The sequence below is a fragment of the Psychrobacter halotolerans genome, from assembly GCF_039680845.1.
Taxonomy (GTDB): Bacteria; Pseudomonadota; Gammaproteobacteria; order Pseudomonadales; family Moraxellaceae; genus Psychrobacter.
Genome location: NZ_JBDKWD010000002.1, coordinates 329001 through 346619 on the forward strand (window position 1 = coordinate 329001; position 17619 = coordinate 346619).

The 17619-nt window shown below is 43.7% G+C and carries 17 protein-coding genes; 10 read left to right on the forward strand and 7 right to left on the reverse strand.

Annotated features, from left to right (window positions below):
- Nucleotides 1–3: 3 nt before the first annotated feature.
- Nucleotides 4–999 (forward strand): aminotransferase class IV, encoded by a 996-nt coding sequence (locus AAJP47_RS05065; protein ID WP_346716818.1) that lies wholly within the window; start codon nt 4–6, stop codon nt 997–999.
- A gap of 1 nt (nt 1000) precedes the next feature.
- Here AAJP47_RS05065 and AAJP47_RS05070 read toward each other — a convergent pair whose 3' ends face one another.
- Nucleotides 1001–1186, reverse strand: a complete 186-nt coding sequence (locus AAJP47_RS05070; RefSeq protein WP_346716819.1) for a DpnD/PcfM family protein — start codon at nt 1184–1186, stop codon at nt 1001–1003.
- A 101-nt stretch (nt 1187–1287) separates the two neighbouring features.
- Nucleotides 1288–2052 carry a DpnI domain-containing protein gene (locus AAJP47_RS05075; protein WP_346716820.1) on the reverse strand — a complete coding sequence of 255 codons (765 nt, stop codon included), beginning with the start codon at nt 2050–2052 and terminating at the stop codon, nt 1288–1290.
- 170 nt (nt 2053–2222) lie between these two features.
- Between AAJP47_RS05075 and mltG the strand changes: the two genes are divergently transcribed.
- Both mltG and tmk read left to right on the forward strand, forming a co-directional pair.
- Complete coding sequence (gene mltG / locus AAJP47_RS05080) at nt 2223–3524, forward strand: endolytic transglycosylase MltG (RefSeq protein WP_346716821.1); 1302 nt, start codon at nt 2223–2225, stop codon at nt 3522–3524.
- 93 nt (nt 3525–3617) lie between these two features.
- Nucleotides 3618–4343: a dTMP kinase gene (tmk, locus tag AAJP47_RS05085; protein WP_497198686.1), complete on the forward strand. Its 726-nt coding sequence runs from the start codon at nt 3618–3620 to the stop codon at nt 4341–4343.
- 239 nt (nt 4344–4582) lie between these two features.
- Here tmk and AAJP47_RS05090 read toward each other — a convergent pair whose 3' ends face one another.
- Nucleotides 4583–6859: a cation:proton antiporter gene (locus tag AAJP47_RS05090; RefSeq protein WP_346716822.1), complete on the reverse strand. Its 2277-nt coding sequence runs from the start codon at nt 6857–6859 to the stop codon at nt 4583–4585.
- Nucleotides 6860–7630: 771 nt separating this feature from the next.
- Here AAJP47_RS05090 and AAJP47_RS05095 point away from each other — a divergent pair.
- The 5 genes from AAJP47_RS05095 (at nt 7631) to purC (ending at nt 13253) form a co-directional block, all read left to right on the forward strand.
- Nucleotides 7631–9049, forward strand: a complete 1419-nt coding sequence (locus AAJP47_RS05095; protein WP_497198696.1) for a Do family serine endopeptidase — start codon at nt 7631–7633, stop codon at nt 9047–9049.
- 303 nt (nt 9050–9352) lie between these two features.
- Complete coding sequence (locus AAJP47_RS05100) at nt 9353–10555, forward strand: hypothetical protein (RefSeq protein ID WP_346716824.1); 1203 nt, start codon at nt 9353–9355, stop codon at nt 10553–10555.
- A 496-nt stretch (nt 10556–11051) separates the two neighbouring features.
- The gene (dapA, locus tag AAJP47_RS05105; protein ID WP_346716825.1) at nt 11052–11957 is read left to right on the forward strand and encodes a 4-hydroxy-tetrahydrodipicolinate synthase; all 906 of its coding nucleotides are present in this window, start codon (nt 11052–11054) and stop codon (nt 11955–11957) included.
- Between the two features lie 100 nt (nt 11958–12057).
- On the forward strand, nt 12058–12408 hold the full coding sequence (locus AAJP47_RS05110) for a hypothetical protein (protein ID WP_346717105.1): 351 nt from the start codon (nt 12058–12060) through the stop codon (nt 12406–12408).
- A gap of 131 nt (nt 12409–12539) precedes the next feature.
- A complete protein-coding gene (gene purC / locus AAJP47_RS05115; RefSeq protein ID WP_346716826.1) occupies nt 12540–13253 on the forward strand; it encodes a phosphoribosylaminoimidazolesuccinocarboxamide synthase in 714 nt (237 codons plus the stop codon).
- 219 nt (nt 13254–13472) lie between these two features.
- On the opposite strand, the gene AAJP47_RS05120 is transcribed toward purC, so the two are convergent.
- A complete protein-coding gene (locus AAJP47_RS05120) occupies nt 13473–13970 on the reverse strand; it encodes a hypothetical protein (protein WP_346716827.1) in 498 nt (165 codons plus the stop codon).
- A gap of 194 nt (nt 13971–14164) precedes the next feature.
- Nucleotides 14165–14491, reverse strand: a complete 327-nt coding sequence (locus AAJP47_RS05125) for a MafI2 family immunity protein (protein ID WP_346716828.1) — start codon at nt 14489–14491, stop codon at nt 14165–14167.
- A gap of 351 nt (nt 14492–14842) precedes the next feature.
- Between AAJP47_RS05125 and AAJP47_RS05130 the strand changes: the two genes are divergently transcribed.
- Together AAJP47_RS05130 and AAJP47_RS05135 are read left to right on the forward strand one after the other, a co-directional pair.
- A complete protein-coding gene (locus AAJP47_RS05130; protein ID WP_346716829.1) occupies nt 14843–15475 on the forward strand; it encodes a DNA-3-methyladenine glycosylase in 633 nt (210 codons plus the stop codon).
- Nucleotides 15476–15526: 51 nt separating this feature from the next.
- Nucleotides 15527–15838 carry a YqfO family protein gene (locus AAJP47_RS05135; RefSeq protein ID WP_346717106.1) on the forward strand — a complete coding sequence of 104 codons (312 nt, stop codon included), beginning with the start codon at nt 15527–15529 and terminating at the stop codon, nt 15836–15838.
- A gap of 158 nt (nt 15839–15996) precedes the next feature.
- Here AAJP47_RS05135 and AAJP47_RS05140 read toward each other — a convergent pair whose 3' ends face one another.
- Nucleotides 15997–16473 (reverse strand): hypothetical protein, encoded by a 477-nt coding sequence (locus tag AAJP47_RS05140; protein WP_346716830.1) that lies wholly within the window; start codon nt 16471–16473, stop codon nt 15997–15999.
- A gap of 682 nt (nt 16474–17155) precedes the next feature.
- Nucleotides 17156–17359: a CsbD family protein gene (locus AAJP47_RS05145; protein WP_346716831.1), complete on the reverse strand. Its 204-nt coding sequence runs from the start codon at nt 17357–17359 to the stop codon at nt 17156–17158.
- Between the last annotated feature and the right edge of the window lie 260 nt (nt 17360–17619).

Below are 17619 nucleotides of genomic sequence, written 5' to 3' on the forward strand. Positions count from 1 at the left end.
CCAGTGAAAGCGTCGTTACCTGAGGCTAATCATTGGTTGCGTCTACAGCCAACAGATGATGGCGTTGAGGCCTCTCATGGCTCCTTATCATTAGACAATCGTGGATTGGTCTATGGGGATGGTTTTTTTACCACCATGGGCGTCATCGCTGGTGAGATATTATGGCTTGACTATCATCATCAGCGTCTCCTATCCCATGCCAAAGCCTTGCAGCTTGCGTTGGACAGCCACTCTCTTATAACTACTTTACAGCGCCATGCCGCGCACTTACAGCAAGGTATGCTCAAGTTAATTGTCAATCGCGCCGCACAAGATGTCCGCGGCTATGGCTATGCACCAAGCACTTCGGGCAGTGCTTGCGATATTTGGCTAAAACCCACCGTGATGACCGTCAGTACTGACAAACAGCTACGCTTAGCAGGTGGGCGTTCGGTTCCTATACAGCCTGCTAGTGCCGCTGTTTGCTTGTCAGCACAGATTGCTTGCTTGCCGTCGCCGCTTGCTGGTCTCAAAAGTCTCAATCGGCTCGATACGGTGCTGGCAAGTGCTGAGCTGCAACGGATTAAAACTTGTTTAGTTGACTCAGACCCAGCGTATGCCAATGGCGCTTTAGCGATTGGGGAAGGGCTGGTGCGCGACATGAGTGGGTGCTGGGTTGAGGGCACCATGAGTAATGTGTTTTATCAATTAGCGGATAGGCAAGCAACAGCCCTGCCGTCCTCAGCGTCGAAAAGCATCATTGATACCACCCAAAAGGATTCTAATTATTTAACCACCGGTCAATGGTACACACCGTCTCTGGCACAATCGGGCGTCGCTGGCGTCATGCGGCAAGTGATTATCGATGCCTTGTCCCGCACAGAAAACCCAGTCGTAATCAGGTCGTTACAAGATGAGGATTTGCCGAAGATTAAGCGATTGTTCTTTTGCAATGCCTTGCGCGGTATCATGCCGATGACTCATTTGACGTTGCTGACTGGGGATATTGTAAATTTTTAGTTTATTTAAAAAGAGTAAACTTGGTATCGATAAAGTCATCTGGGTACAAAACAACATCTTCATTTCTGTACATGTCTTGCGCCTTTAATAGCGCGTCTTGCTCATCCGTCGCCACAATCTCCACGATATTGCTCAGTGTTTCGACAATTTCTATTTGATAGGTGGTTAAACTTGTTCCGTTCGTCATTCAGCATTCTCACTTTTGCTAGCGTTATCGTGTCTGATCGTGCCTGTGATCGTAGCAAAAGGGCTAATATAAATGATCGTCTTTTGTTATAAAAAAAGCGACTAACATAATTTTCGATAGTGACCACGGCTTACAAATTCAATAATACCTTTGTCACGCAAAACTTGTAGCTGCTGGCGTATTTTGTCATGAATGTGGTTATTGTCAGGATATTTAAGCTGCAACTCATCTGCAAAAGCATAAGCTTGGTTTAGAGAAAAATTCACATCCAGTCTGTCAATACATTGCAATATATCCAATGTCCAGCCACGCGTGACTAGCGACTGCCCACGTAAAAATAAGGTTTTTTGAAACTGCTGTGTGACATTGTCGCGCGCTATGACTTGCTGATTTTTGATTAAAAAGATTTTCCCTGATTCCGGTACGTGGCGTAAGTCAATCTTGCAGCCGATCCAGCCTGCACGTTTGGCAGTGGCTGATAAGGGTTTACGCTTAATAATAATGTCTGGTGTAAAGAACTGCTTGGGAATAATCAAAAAGTTATTAACGCGGCACTCTTTTGAATAGGTCAAAAAGAAAAAGCTGGGATTGTCATCACTATTGATGCGCTCAATCATGGTCTTATAGGCACCATCGTTTACAATGTTGCTTAATTTTGCTTTTTTACTTTTTAATTCATACTGCTCGCGACAATGCGCACAATAAAAATCAGCCACTGGTTTGCCATTTGCAAATTCAGTTAAGGGCTGTTCGCTACAATTAGGACAATAGCTGTTTTCTTTTACCCATGCTTCACTTAATACTCGAATGCTTTGAGCTTGAGAGTGGTAGTTTTTGGCAAGACTTTGATTGAAATGTAGATTCATAATACGTTTTCATTATTTATAGATAGGTATAAAAATACCAATATAAGGCCAGTATTTTTAGGTAAACTGCACAGCATCAATAGCAAGTTAATCCATAAGCTAAGTAAATACCATTGAAAATCACACAGTTCAGTGCTAAATTCTAGCAAACATCTGCCTTGCGAGTTGCCATGAGTAAGTCCACACCTGAAACGCCTCCTGAACGTCCTAATGATACGCCATCGAATACGCAAGAGGGTAGGGTGGATCGACATGCTGATACCATACCGCCGGATTCACAGTCTGTAGAGAGTGATTTATCTGTAGAGGGTGAGGTAAAAGACAAACCAGCGACCGATGTCTCGCTCATCAGTGGCGACACCAAGCCCCGTAAATATAAAACAGACAATCAGTCGTTCTTTATGCAGCGCGGTTATCAAATATTGCTCGTGTTGGGGCTTATTGCGGCGTTTTTCTTAGTGATGGTGTATCAGACCTTGTTTGGGCGCATTGATCAGCCGCAGCAGATGGTCACCATCGAGAAAGGTCAGACCTACTATGGCTTGCTGCCGCAGTGGCAGCAACAAATACCGCTGTTTTCTGCTAGCGTGGCCAAGCTCTATATCAAGTCGCAAGTCAACGCGCCGCTGCATGCAGGTATTTACCAACTGCCAGAGAACCCAACCATCGCTGAAGCATTGCAGGTGCTCGAACAAGGCGCAAAAGCGGCCATGGTCAAGGTGCAGATCATTGAAGGCAAAACCTCAAAAGACTTGTATCAAGCACTACGTGACAATCCGGGCATCAAAAAAGAAGTGCTGACTGCTGATAGCGACAATGGCAGTATCGCTCAAGCCCTTGATTTGGCGGGTATCTTGCCTGACGATGTGGTCAATAGTAATGATCCCATTGTTAATCACAATCTGGAAGGCTGGTTTGCGCCGGACACTTACTATTATGGGGAAGGCACCAGCGATAAGCAGGTATTGACGGATTTATACAAACGCCAGCAACAAGCCTTGACAGAAGCTTGGGAAAACCGCGCGCCAGATTTGCCTTATACCAGTCCTTATGAAGCACTAGTCATGGCCTCCATCATCGAAAAAGAAACCAGTGTGCCTGAAGAGCGTCCACTCGTGTCAGCCGTGTTTAATAATCGCATGAACATAGGCATGCGGATGCAAACGGATCCTACCATTATTTATGGTATGGGCAGTCGTTATGAGGGCAATATCCGTCGCCGCGACATCGATGAAAAAACGTCGTATAATACCTACCAAATCGATGGTCTGCCGCCAACACCAATCGCCCTGCCGTCGGCCTCTTCTATAGAAGCGACCCTGCATCCAGCAGACAGCGACGCTCTATACTTTGTGGCAACAGGCACAGGCGGGCACAAATTCACCAATAGCTTGGCGGCACACAATCAAGCAGTACAAGAATATCTAAGCGTCATGCGTCAAAAGAAAACGCAAACGCCGCCAGCGCAGTAAGTTAATTTTTACGCCGTCCCTTATCAAGCAACCTATCACTTAATGCGTGTTGTAAAGAGCAGACAACGCGCATAAGTGACACAAGGTCATATCATGTCAGCACCTTTACAAACCCGCGCCTCATTATCCAATCAGTTACAACCGAATCAATCGCAGATCAACGATGCCCAAACGTCTACAACCTTGAACCAAGGTCGCTTTATCAGTTTTGAAGGCACCGAAGGCGTGGGCAAAACGACCGCCATTGAGCAGTTATGCGCGCGTCTACACGCCAGCGGTATCGAGTATTTGCGAACTCGTGAGCCGGGCGGCAGTCCGTTTGCGGAGCGTTTGCGCGAGATATTACTCGACCCTGCTACTGATATTGCGGACGACACGGAGCTATTGCTGCTATTTGCGGCGCGCTGCGATCATATGCAGCAGGTGATTTTGCCAGCCCTAGAGTGCGGTATTTGGGTGATATGTGACCGATTTACCGACTCAACCATTGCTTATCAAGGCTTTGGCCGTGCGCATGGCGATGCGGCAATGCGTGCCAAGATTGATGGGCTTATCAGTCAATTTGTGCAGCAATTGCCAGATTTGACCTTGTGGTTGGATTTGCCAGTATTAGAAGGAATGGCGCGCGCTAATAAACGTAGTGCCGCCGATCGCTTCGAGCAGCAGGCCACCGAGTTTTTTACTTGGGTACACCAAGGCTTTAGTACGCTTGCGATAGAACATCCTACGCGGATACAACGTATCGATGCCTCTGGCACTATGGATGAGGTTGGTGCACGCATATGGCAAGCCGTACAGGATACCTTGACCGTCAAATAATGAGTTGACTCTTTTACGGGTATAAATTTCCCTCGCTTGCTGTTCGGGGACATGATAAATGCTCCGAAAAATTCACCTCAGTAGAACCCTATTCTTTTTAAAATGGATTGATTATAGAAGCACGGTATTAATGTTTAGTGGAAGCCGTTATAAACCGCATCAGCATTTATAGCCGTACAATAAAAAGCCCCAACATGATGTTGGGGCTTTTGTGTTTATGACAATCTTATACAGAGGGCTTATGATTTATCTGCGCTGTCCTCTGATCCTTTTTGCTCAGTCTTTTTTTTGATATCGACCGCCGCATTGGCAGTATTATCTTGACCGGAGTCAGGAAAACGATTGGGATCAAGCGCACCCTTTTTGTTTTTAGGCGCATTGCCATTACCGTTGCTGCTACTGGAGGCTTTGGTTTTTGAGGTGGCTGTCGAGTTGGCGGACATTACCCCTCTATTAACGTTATCAGTAGGAGTGTCTTTTGGCTCAGCAGCTTTTTCATTGCCAGTTTTCGATGAAGACTCTGCGCCGTTGTTTGACTTAACCGATAAGGCACTGGCGGCGGTTTGCTCACTGTCCTTATCTGCACCCGTGACAGACTCCTGCGTCCCCGCCTGAACACGTTCTTCGCTCAGCTCTTTTTCTTTGCGTTTTTCAGGGGCTTTTGATTTGGACTCAAAGCTTGCATCGGCAGCCATGCGCGCTTGCTCTTGCTTGGGCGTCACATCGACGGGCTTTGGCTGTACTTCATCCTCTACTACCAAGGAGATAAGCTTACGATCACGCGGTACGATGCCATCAAACTTGTCTGTAATGACATGCAACTTGCCTTCTTTGTCGATGGTATAGAGCGGGACAAATTGCTTATTGTCCGCCTTATACTGCTCAAAGCTATAGCTATCGGTAATGTTGGTGATTTTAATACGGGCTTTTTTCGATAGCATACTGGCAAGCTTGGTATAAGTCACATCTTTGCCAAATAGCCACTGCGAATGGAAGTTTGACTGCTTGTCATCACGCTCACTTTTCACTTTTTCATCACTGAATTTGAGACGATAGAGTTTACGCTCGCCAAATTCATGACGGTAATGAATCTCAGACAAGGTGTTCATCTCTTTGTCCATACTCATGGCAAATAAGCGGCCAATACCGATAAGGTCAAGATGACGATCCGCATGGTCAGAGATGGGATTACCAAAGTAGGTGCGTAGGCCACTCATACGCGCGCGGGCGATATTGGTATAGTTGTTGTGTGCAACAATGACATCAAAGCCTTGCTCTTTTAAAGAGGTGGCGATCAAAAGCGCGATTGGGTTTGAACCGACGATCAGAATGCCATTGGTTTCAGGCTCACGTACGCCCAACAAGTTACCCACCACTTTTGCGCCTAGACCCTGAATCATGACGGTGCCGATGATGACCATAAACACCAGTGGTACCAGTAATTCAACCCCTTGAATATCGTACTCTTGCAAACGAATCGCAAACAGCGACGAGATAGCAGCCGCGACAATACCGCGTGGCCCAATCCAGCTGATCATGAACTTTTCACTGGTTTTAAGATTGGAGCCGATTGACGAGGCCCATACCGATAATGGCCGCGCCACAAACATAACGATAGCGAGTAGTACAAGCCCTGCAAACCCAACGCTGAGTAAGCTTGATAGCTCCACGCGCGCTGCCAGAATGATAAAGAGTACCGAGATCAACAGGATGGTCAATGACTCGTTGAACTCCAGAATGGTCTCACGCGGGAATTTTGGCCAGTTTGCCAAAGCCACCCCCAATACCGTGACCGTCAACAGCCCAGATTCGTGCTCTAAATGGTTTGATACCGAAAACAATACCAACACAAAAGCGAGGGTAAAAACGTTGCGCAAAAACTCAGGAATCATGTGGCGGCGCATTAGAAACGCCAGTAGCCAAGCACCTGCCATACCGAGTGCAGTCGCTAATACCACGATTTTGGCAAACAATAAGATACTGCTGGCTTCACCGCCTGAGATGATGTATTCATAGACCAATACCACCGCGATTGCGCCGATAGGGTCAATAATGATGCCTTCCCATTTTAAGATATTGGAAATCGTCTTATTAGGGCGCACACTACGCAGTAGCGGCATGATAACGGTCGGGCCTGTGACGCACACCAGCGCGCCAAACAATAACGCCACCAGCGGATCGACATCGAATAATAAATACGTCGATAGGGCAACGATGGCAATGGTAATCAGGACGCCAACCGAGACCAGCATCTGTACAACCGTACCGTGTTGCTTGATCTCATCGAACTCTAACGTTAGCGAGCCTTCAAATAAAATAATGGCCACACCCAATGAGATGAAAGGAAACATCAGCTCCCCAAGCACCAAATCAGGGTCAAAAACGCCCAGTACAGGTCCTACAATAATGCCAATCAGTAATAAAAATAAAATGGACGGTTGCTTCAAATACCAAGCCAACCATTGGGCGGCAATGCCAATCCCAACCACGCCGGATAGTAATAGGGCGGTATCCATAAGTTGATCCTTTTATAATCTTGTCATATTTTATATCTATTGATCGCTTTTTAAAAAAGCCATCACAAGCACTATGATAAATAACGGTGATAAATAGACGCCACGATCGATAGTGGCACGTCTCTATAAAGGCTGAGCTACAACAATAATGATAGCCATCATGAATCACAACATGCGCTAAATATGATATATATACTATAAAGTAGTAAAGACAAACGCATTTCCAGACATAGCCAGATATAGACAGTCACGTTAGAAATGCAAAAGATGAAAAATAAGGGTGATGATTGCCAATTTGATAAACTTACCGTTAGTAAATTTAACGTTTGTTTTATTAAGATATTATTTGGCCTGCTATCATACCATGATTTTATTTCTTACCTATCATAGCCAGAAACGAAGCCCTATTATTAACCGCTATGACAGTATATAACCGCATTATTTAGCGTTAAATAGGGGGTAAGATGTCGATAAAGCTGCAAGTTAAAAAGCCTGACACTAGCATAGAGTTGATCCTAAATAAAATGGATACAAGACATGATAGCGCGAGACTGGAACCAATTTTTCTTGCTTGCTGTGCCTACGCAGACAGAGGCTTCAAAAAATGAGTCCCATTCTCGCTGTGCCTTTTTTATATTGGATTGACTATAGAAACAGTAAACGAATATACAGACCCAACATGACACTTTACATAATTTCTAATAATAATTGACCACTCATATAGAGGACGATATGCCTATCAATACGTTTAAGACGCCCGCTACATTTGGTATGCCGCACTGGTTACATCGCGGTGCGCTTGCGCTCGCTATTAGTACAGCGATGGTCGCTGGCGTGACAGTCACGACCACCAACTCGGCGCACGCGGCCGTAACAACCGCTGACTTTTCTGGCTTGGTTCAGCAAGTGACGCCCGCCGTCGCTCGTGTGAACGTCACAAAAACCATCAGCGAGGCTGAGCTTGCAAAGGCGCAGACCGCTGAGCTGCTGCGTCAGTTCTTTGGTGACCGTCTGCGTATTCCCGACCAAGCCGCCACACCAGCCATTGAGCATGCTTATGGAACCGCCTTTTTTGTGACATCCGACGGCTATATGCTGACCAATCATCACGTGGTAGAAGGCGCTGATAAAATTACCGTCACGCTCAATGATAGAACAGAGCTTGATGCTACATTGATCGGTAGTGATGAGCGCTCAGATGTGGCGGTGCTAAAAGTCAAAGGCAGCCAGTTCCCAGCGTTGCCCATTGGCGATTCAAACGCGTTAAAAGTAGGGGAGCCGGTGCTGGCGATTGGCTCACCATTTGGTTTTGATTATTCGGCATCTGCAGGTATTGTGAGTGCCAAATCACGCAGTTTTTCACGTGAGATTAGCGTGCCTTTTATACAGACGGATGTGGCGTTAAATCCTGGCAACTCAGGCGGCCCTTTGTTTAATCAACGCGGCGAGGTTATCGGTATTAACTCGCGTATCTTTAGTGGTACAGGCGGGTATATGGGACTGTCGTTCTCGATTCCAATCGATGCTGCTATGGATATCTATGAGCAATTAAAAACCGATGGCGAGGTGGCGCGTGCTTATTTGGGTATTTATCCACAAGACATCGACCGCAATCTGGCCGAAGCTTACAACTTAGCGCGTCCGCAAGGCGCTTTGTTGACTCGTGTTTCGCCAGACTCACCCGCGCAAAAAGCAGGGCTAAAATCGGGCGATATCATTTTGCAATTTAATAACGTGCAAATTATGCGCGCTTCAGATTTATTGAACTTACTCAACCGTGCAAAACCCAGTGACTCGTTCCGTGCCCAGATTCAGCGTGCTGGTAAGCAGATGATAGTGACTGGCAAACTGACGAATGCGCCTGATGACGTCAATGTTCAAGGCGGTGATCAGCAGAATGATAACGAAGTACAGTTGGGTCTACGTCTGCGTAACCTAACCGCTGATGAACAAGCAGAAGTCAGTACAGACAAGAAGTCTGGTATCTTAGTGACCATGGTTGATCCGACGGGTCTAGCGGCGCGTTCGGGAATTTTGGCAGGCGATGTGATTACCAATTTTCATCAAAAACCCATTAGAACCGTGGACGATTTTTCAAGTGCCATCTCATCACTACCCGAAAAAGGTGTGGTGACTATTGAGGTTATTCGCCAAGGTATTCCTGCTATTATTGGTTTACGTATAGAATAAATACCGATAGGGTGGTTGGGGCAGTCACTAAACCATTAGTCATCGAACCATTAGAGATCGCAAAGCTGCCCATGTCGATAAGAGTGTTGATGAGCGTGCTGATAATTATACTTGTCTATCGCAGAGCTTGACCTCTATAATGGCTGATTTTTTTATCAGATGACTTCAGATGATCCAAAAGATGATCCAAAATCGTCATTGATGTATTCGGTGAGTGATGTATTTATTGCTCAATACGTTTTAACATAGGATAAGCCACTTGATAGGCGCTTATTCTTATCCAACTTCAACTTTCAGGTAATTATGACTGACCACGTTTTTTATACGCTAATTACGTTTACAGCAGCAGCACTGCTCGCGTATATAGTGCTGTGGTCAGGACTACAGACGTTCAATGCCAATCCTACCAAACGTTTTTTGCGTATTTGGGTTAAGCTGATACTGTATTATGCGGCTTATACCATGCCAGTTTGGATGCTGCTATTGAGTCTAAGCTGGTGGCAAGACGCGTTACCGATACTAGCATCCACGCCAGTTGTGCTTGCGGCATTATTGGCAATGGGATTGTATTTTTATACTGTCATTGTCCAGCCCAATCGCTTGCGTTTAGAGCAGCATTCCGTTGATTTAAACCTATCAACACCGCTAACGATAGCGGTATTGGCTGATTTGCGCATTGGTCTATACAGTGGCAAACCGCGTCATATCCGCAAGCTTGTTACTACGCTCAATGCGTTATCAGCAGATGCGGTGCTTATTACTGGCGATTGGTTGTACTATCCAAGTGCTGATTTGGTTGGGCAACTTATGTTGTTTAAAGGGATTAATAAGCCCGTTTATACCGTGATGAGTACCTCAGATTTGCGCTACCAGTCGATCAACACCACCAAGCAAGGCCAGCCTTTATTAGAGGACACGTTGGCCAGCGCTTTTGACGTGCTTGACATCAGTTATATTGGGCAGCAGTGTACCTCATTACCGCTCAAATGTGCCCCAACGGCAAATGATCGGTCAATGGCGAAACCATCAATTCTTCAAAAGAACGATCAAAACCTTGTCAGTCAACAAAGGGTGAATGACCGTCAAATGGTCGCATTGCTCTGCGGCTGGCAGGCCACACCCAAGCAGGTCGCTGGAGTGGAACCGCTTCATATCGATAATAAAGCGGTGCTGAGCGAACAAATGGCTCATGCCACGAAGCCCGTTATTATTCTTGCCTCGCGATTTGATAGCATCAACCATTTGCCAAAAACGTCACAACCGCGTCCCTTATTGATTACTGGTGCGGCGAAAGCGACCCAAAGAAACATACACTTGGCACAGAAACAAAAAGACATTCAGCGCCATAATAAGCGCTCAACCTTGTTGAACAATAACCGCATGAGTAAGCAGCGCGGTCTATACCAATACAGCAGTGCGCAGATATTTGTGAGCAGTGGTATTGGGACACGTGGCTTGCCTTTTCGATTATATCGTCCTACTATCGATGTGTTGACCATTCGTTGATAGGGCTTAGGCGTTTGCTTAACGCTTATTAAGGTATTGCTTATTAAGTAAGGCGCTGATTGATCATTCATTGTTCAATGCGCAAGCGGTGAAATGACAATGCTCAAATCATTTACGATAGCCTCGAATCCTATGACGATGATTTTTGATAAAAAAGTAATATAATGCGTAGTGTGCTCAGTGGCACTCAGCATCAATTGATTGATAGCGGTCAAATCAAAATATGCTACACTAGCAGGCGTTTTTATTATTATAAGTTTGTGATGTTATGAGCAGTATCGGTCAATCGGTAAAAGTATGGTTGATAGTGTTTTTAATAGACAGGTTTTAATGAGCGATATTGCGTGTTTAAAAACGCGGCGATAAGCGTTTCATAATAGATAAGACAAACCTTTAGCGTTAATATCAAGCAAGTAATTGCCAATGTAAATACTTGCAAACGACCTATCATGTGACAGCTTTGACAAAAGCTAGGATAATACAGTAAGGCACGGTTATGAGCACAGCATACGACGAGATCAAAACCCGACTACAAGGCTCAATGGTAGCTTTGGTAACGCCCATGCATCCTGACGGCACGGTTGATTATAAACGTCTGGCGGACCTCATAGATTGGCAGATTGAGCAAGGCACCCATTGCCTTGTGGCTGTTGGTACCACTGGCGAGTCAGCGACATTGTCTATGCAAGAGCATAGCGACGTCATCCGCTACTTTGTCAAGCATGTGAATAGTCGCGTACCTGTGATCGCAGGAACAGGCGCTAATAATACTGCTGAGGCGATCAAATTGACGCAAGATGCAGCAGATGCGGGCGCAGACTGCGCGCTATTGGTTGCTCCTTATTATAATAAGCCGCCGCAAGAAGGCTTGTTTCAGCATTATCAAGCCATCGCCAAAGCCGTCAATATTCCTCAGATGCTCTACAATGTACCGGGTCGTACGGTTGTTGATATCGCCCAAGAAACGGTTGAACGCTTGGCCGATATTGAAAATATCGTTGCCATTAAAGATGCGACTGGCTCTGCGGTTCGCGGTGAGCAGCTCATCAAGGCTGTTGGTGATAGAATCGTTGTACTATCAGGCGATGATGGAACCGCACTTGAGCTCATGAAGTTTGGTGGTAAAGGCAATATCTCAGTGACTGCCAACGTTGCCCCAAAAGCCATGAGTGAGGCATTTGCCGCAGGTTTGCGTGGTGATTTTGAGACGGCTCATAAAGTACATGATGTGGTCAAGCACTTACACCGCGACTTGTTTATCGAATCCAGTCCTATTCCAGCAAAATATGCGCTGTACAAAATGGGTATGATAGATAAAGGCATTCGCCTGCCTTTGGTGTGGCTGGCTGAACAACATCATGCGACCATTGATGACGCCTTGGTGCGCGCCAACTTACTATAAATTGAGCAATTAACGGCTAAACCTGTGGGTAATAGCTATAGGTTTAGCAAAATAGCTAAGATCTTGTAAGACGATACGTCAATTGCCAAATAAGCAATCATTGCTAACTCAGAGAGACAACATGATGACAATATCATCAAATACAGTATCATCACCGACTGCAAAACTATTCCCTGCCATGCTGACCGTGATTTTAGGCAGTACTTTAGTGTTGAGCGGCTGCCAAGCGACTAAGAACTTACTTGGCAAACGTGACAACGGCAGCTTAGAGTATCAGCAGAGCAAAAAGCTTGCGCCAATAGAGCTACCAGCCAACCAAGAAACGGCACCTTTTGTGCCTTTGTATCCGACGCCTAATGCTGGCGCAAACACGCTGACGCTACAGAACGAGTCAGGTAGTCAGTATCAGTTGCCTAAACCTCAGCGTACGATCAGCAATCCTTCGAATTAAATCTATCTTTCTATTTCATACCGCGGGTTTTTTATTGTCATTCATGTAACTATGATTCATACGATAATATAAAACTCAGCGGTCGCTGCGCGTTTTTACCACATAAGCTTGAACGAACAGGAAATCTCCTTATGCAAAAGCAACAACTGCTCTATAAAGGCAAAGCCAAATCTGTCTATGAAACAGAAGACAATGATCTTTTGATTCTACACTTTCGTGATGATACCTCAGCGCTTGATGGTAAGCGCATCGAACAATTGGCACGTAAAGGTGTCGTCAATAATCGCTTTAATGCCTTTATTATGCAAAAGTTGGCTGACGCTGGCATTGAAACCCATTTCGAAAAACAGTTGTCTGAAGACGAAGTGTTGGTCAAGCGTTTGGATATGATTCCAGTTGAGTGCGTGGTTCGTAACTTTGCAGCTGGCAGCTTGGTACGTCGTTTGGGCTTAGAAGAAGGCCAAGCGTTGACGCCGCCGACTTATGAGTTGTTTTATAAAGATGATGCACTCGGTGATCCGATGGTTAATGACTCACTTTCTATATCACTTGGTTGGGCAACCGAAGCACAATTGGCTAGAATGAAAGAGCTGACCCATCAAGTGAATGACGTGTTAAAAGCCTTGTTTGATGCAGGCGATTTAATACTGGTCGATTTCAAATTAGAGTTTGGCGTATTCCATGACCGTATCGTTCTAGGTGACGAGTTCTCACCAGATGGCTGCCGTATCTGGGATAAGACCACCAAGAAAAAATTAGATAAGGATCGTTTCCGTCAGTCATTGGGCGATGTGATCGAAGCTTATGAAGAAGTGGCTAATCGTATTGGTGTGCCACTTAGCTAAATGTTCAATCTGAAGCGTTAAACAAAAAACTGAGCCATGCGCTCAGTTTTTTTATGGCATTATATTAATAATGGTTCCCTAGTGAGGACTTGAATCTTTGGCTGTGGGCTAATGGTACTAAAGGCTTTGATTATTTATCTATTGTAGTGTAATTCACAGTGTACTTGTTAGGCCATGCAAGGTTACTTGAATAAGATGGTATCTAGACCAGAATAGTTACTATATTAAGTTGTAATTATAAACGCTAACCTCTTCGATGATAGACTCAGGATCTTCTTCAACTTCTAAACCATCAGCTACAAAGTAAATTCCTTCAATAAACTTTCCTTCGTTATCAGCAAGATAATGTATATCTTCAGCATCGTCCAGAACTAAGGCATGATCTATATCTCCAATACGGCTACCAATTTTAATGTTACTTTCAAAAATATTACCTTTATAACCAGCGCCAGCGCTAATATGGCATAGAGTTCCTTTTTCAGTAAAGCCTAACTCTAGTTTAGGTTTTAAAAAATATATTATATATCCGTTATTATTTGGTATCTCAAAAAGTAAGACGCCTGTATTGTCTAAGGCTAAATCAACCGTCCATTCTTTAACATTTCCATCAACTGTCTTATCGATAAAATGAAGAAAGCTTTCCAATTTTTCACCTAGTGTGAACCCTGCCAAGGATTTACCAATCTCTGCTTTAGCATATATATCCAAATGAGCCATTTATTTAATTAACCTTATATTTATTAATAAGCTTTGCAAGCCTGAAAATAGTATTAAATCATGATCGGTGAGCTATATATGAGTCGAGCTTAGGTTTTATAACGTTACTTATCGTCCTTTCTTTGTGCCCTTAATTTAATTTACATGCTGTTATCAATAACTTTGATCTGTAGTTATTTTTTAGCTTACTACAATTACTCCTTTCTTCTATAAAACTCTTCAAAAAATTGACAGTACTCAGGTTTTTTAAGAAAAAAAGCATCTTCAGGGTTGAAGATGGTTTCGCTATTAATCATATAGTTGTCCTCTAATTCACTGGCTTCCAAGAAATTTTCAATTAACATTGAAAACTCAGACATAATTTCTTCTATACTTTCACCATCATCTTGATTTTTCTCTTCTAATATGAAATATATTTTTATTTTTTCATGGTTGATAGAAAAATAAATTCTTCTAAAATTTTGGTTTAGCTCGCCCAAACATGCTTTCGATAGTAAATAAGAAATATGAAAGAAGTCCACTTATCATTCCTAGCTATTTGATTTCGTTTAAAGTAACCCCCAACGGAACCAGTCATTTCACTATTCAACCCCATTGATAGACCACTCAAAATAGATCGTTACAATGGAACCACTCAAAACAGACTGCAATTTTTGCTCATCGACCAATAACGCTCAGTGATAAAATCCTCTACAACAATAACTATCGATGTTTACTACACACTATCCATATCATCCTTTTAAGCACAGGCTTGTCGCTTAACTTGCATAAAAAATCAAACATAGCGTAAATCTTGTCCTAAATATCTTATCTGATTTTTATGCTAATTTATCAATACTTATTTATATTAAAAATTAGAGAAGGCATCTTTAATGGCAAAATCTACCAGTACCGTTTTAGAACCCACTTGGTTCACTCGTCCCACTTGTGTGGTCGCCGCTGATTTGGTGGGTAAGGTGCTGTGCAGAAAACTCATAGATACAGACGGCACATCCAAAATATTGCGTATGCGTATCTCAGAAACCGAGGCTTATATTGGTAAGGAAGACCCAGCTTGTCACTCGCATGCAGGCACACGAACGGCGCGTACTGAGATTATGTATGAAGAGGGCGGCGTGTTTTATGTCTATCTAACCTATGGCATCCATCATCTACTTAATATGATCACAGCGGCTGCCGAATCGCCGGAGTCGGTGTTGATACGAGCCGGATTTTTGACAGAAGACAGTGATCGTCTGCTGGATGAGGAGCAACAAACGCCAGACAAACAGCTCACGCATTCCAAGCAGTTTGCAGGTCCGGGCAAATTAACGAAGCGCTTACACATCGATCGTGAGCTCTACGGCAAACCCATCAGTCCTGCCTCAGACGTTTGGGTAGAGGACGACGGTTGTATCCCGCCCATCTCATTGCGACCACGTATCGGTATCGATTATGCGGGTAATGCCAAAGATTGGTTGCTACGCTATATATGGACCGATCATCCGTCTCTGTCCAAAAAATAAGTTTTATGAGTAGCCATTTTTATTTTAACGTTATTTTTTGAGGTAAAGATGATGTATAAATTGACCGTATTTATTCCCAATGACGCTTTAGAAACCGTAAAGTCCGCTTTGTTTGCGGCAGGTGCTGGCACGATTGGTGATTATGAGCAGTGTTGCTGGCAAGTGCAGGGAGTAGGACAATTCATGCCATTGTCAGGTAGCAATCCACATATTGGCGCGCATGATCGCCTTGAAAAAGTGGATGAGTGGCGAGTTGAAATGGTAGTCGATGAAAAAGCCATTGAAGCTGTTGTTGCAGCATTAAAAGGGGCTCATCCCTATGAAACGCCCGCTTATGATGTGATAAAGGTTTTAGACTTTTAGAAGTTTTCATGTCCTAAGAGTGCTTATTTTTAACAAGCGTCCGTACTCGCAAGCAATAAAAAAGGTCAAACCTATCAAAACGATACGCTTGACCAAGCACTTCAACAGGATAAAGACAATAAAGAATAGATTACAAAGGCTGACATCTCAAAGCGGTCTTAGCGTTCATATCTATTAGGGTGCTGATTGTTTCTATGCTTGCCCTTGTTTTTGTAGTTGCCATTGTTTTTATACTTGTTGTTGTGGGAACGATTATCTTTGTATTTATTATCGTGGCCGTTATTAGACCAAGCGGTTCTGTTTGAGCCAATAAATCTGAGACTCGGATAAGCATATATGAGCTCGTAGTTTTGATTATTTTTTCTAGCATGAGCAGTGAGTGCGCGTTGACCACGGTAGTTGTTAGATTTGATGTCCATGACCTGATAGCCTTGACGGCGTAGATCTTTACGTAGTTGTTGGCTGGCTTTGTTATAGTTGACATTGCTATGGCCGTTACTGTTACTGCCACGGTAGACGGGCTGATTGTCATAACCTGAACTGACAGCAGTACAACCCACTGTCGTGGCAAGTAATGCTGCCACAAGGCCACCAGAGATGACACTTTTGAATGAGAAAAGCTTTGGAATGGTCATAATCCGCAATCCTATAATGTGATCAGATAATAAAACGTACTACCATCTATTTGGAAATGTTTGCTTACATTCTCTATAGTAAGCATCGAAGCTTGATAGCATATGTCTTATACGTTAATAAGTTGTAATTTTTTCATAGTAAAATGCGTGTAAGCATATGCTTACAAGAAATGACGCCTACGCGACTTAACATTGGGTGACTAACAAGGCATTATAGTTACACGGCATTAGGGAATGTGACTCAAGGATTGAGTTGACCGCATTAAGGATAATGAGTTACTTGCTTACATCAGGATGATATTAGCAAGTAAAGTAAGGCCACATGACCTTTGCCAGTAACAACATTGAATGTTGTTAAGTGTAGTAAATAGGGCAGGATGCCCAGTATCACAATATACTGAATATCATGCAAGGATGTATGGGAAGCAGTCGTGATAGGTAACATGGATGGTTAACAATAAAACCGCATAACAAGAGTGTTATGCGGTTTTATCGTGTCTGGACATTGAGAAATCATAAAGCAAGCTGCTAGAACCATTTAACCTATGGTCAACCCAAAAAACAGTACGTATCATAAAAACATAAAAAAACCGCATGAGCTGTCATACGGTTTTTATTCTTGCCTATCATCAGCTATGTTTTATCACTAGCTATATCTACGATAGTTTATGCTTATTACTAATTAATATTTGTTTTCGCGGCGCCAATCATCTACTTCGCGCTCTGCATCTTCTTTAGCATGACCATAACGCTCTTGTACACGGCCTACCAATTTATCACGGCTACCGTCGATATGGGTCATATCGTCATCAGTTAACTCTGCCCATTTTTGCTTAACAGAGCCTTTCATTTGGTTCCATTCGCCTTTCATCGTATGTTCGTTCATTATTATATTCCTTCTTTTGTTATCGAATTGATTGTTAGGACAATTGTTCCGTCTGTCTTTACTATTTCTTTTAATTGACAGCTATAAACCAGCTGTTGATATCTAATATAAGCATTCACCATTGCCTTGTCTGTATAGCCAATGTTTAGAGTGTTACTCCATTATAGGAAACTACGCGGTTGTGTTATGAGCTGCACATTTGTGTAATAAACAATGAAGATTTTTTGTGTTTAGACTGTGGTACGTTTCAAATTTGATAG

Excerpts from the sequence above, each read along its gene's own strand:
- AAJP47_RS05070 (WP_346716819.1), bottom strand. The coding sequence starts at position 1,186 with ATGACGAACGGAACAAGTTTAACCACCTATCAAATAGAAATTGTCGAA.
- AAJP47_RS05075 (WP_346716820.1), bottom strand. The coding sequence starts at position 2,052 with ATGAATCTACATTTCAATCAAAGTCTTGCCAAAAACTACCACTCTCAA.
- mltG (WP_346716821.1), top strand. The coding sequence starts at position 2,223 with ATGAGTAAGTCCACACCTGAAACGCCTCCTGAACGTCCTAATGATACG.
- tmk (WP_497198686.1), top strand. The coding sequence starts at position 3,618 with ATGTCAGCACCTTTACAAACCCGCGCCTCATTATCCAATCAGTTACAA.
- AAJP47_RS05090 (WP_346716822.1), bottom strand. The coding sequence starts at position 6,859 with ATGGATACCGCCCTATTACTATCCGGCGTGGTTGGGATTGGCATTGCC.
- AAJP47_RS05095 (WP_497198696.1), top strand. The coding sequence starts at position 7,631 with ATGCCGCACTGGTTACATCGCGGTGCGCTTGCGCTCGCTATTAGTACA.
- AAJP47_RS05100 (WP_346716824.1), top strand. The coding sequence starts at position 9,353 with ATGACTGACCACGTTTTTTATACGCTAATTACGTTTACAGCAGCAGCA.
- dapA (WP_346716825.1), top strand. The coding sequence starts at position 11,052 with ATGAGCACAGCATACGACGAGATCAAAACCCGACTACAAGGCTCAATG.
- purC (WP_346716826.1), top strand. The coding sequence starts at position 12,540 with ATGCAAAAGCAACAACTGCTCTATAAAGGCAAAGCCAAATCTGTCTAT.
- AAJP47_RS05120 (WP_346716827.1), bottom strand. The coding sequence starts at position 13,970 with ATGGCTCATTTGGATATATATGCTAAAGCAGAGATTGGTAAATCCTTG.
- AAJP47_RS05130 (WP_346716829.1), top strand. The coding sequence starts at position 14,843 with ATGGCAAAATCTACCAGTACCGTTTTAGAACCCACTTGGTTCACTCGT.
- AAJP47_RS05135 (WP_346717106.1), top strand. The coding sequence starts at position 15,527 with ATGTATAAATTGACCGTATTTATTCCCAATGACGCTTTAGAAACCGTA.
- AAJP47_RS05140 (WP_346716830.1), bottom strand. The coding sequence starts at position 16,473 with ATGACCATTCCAAAGCTTTTCTCATTCAAAAGTGTCATCTCTGGTGGC.
- AAJP47_RS05145 (WP_346716831.1), bottom strand. The coding sequence starts at position 17,359 with ATGAACGAACATACGATGAAAGGCGAATGGAACCAAATGAAAGGCTCT.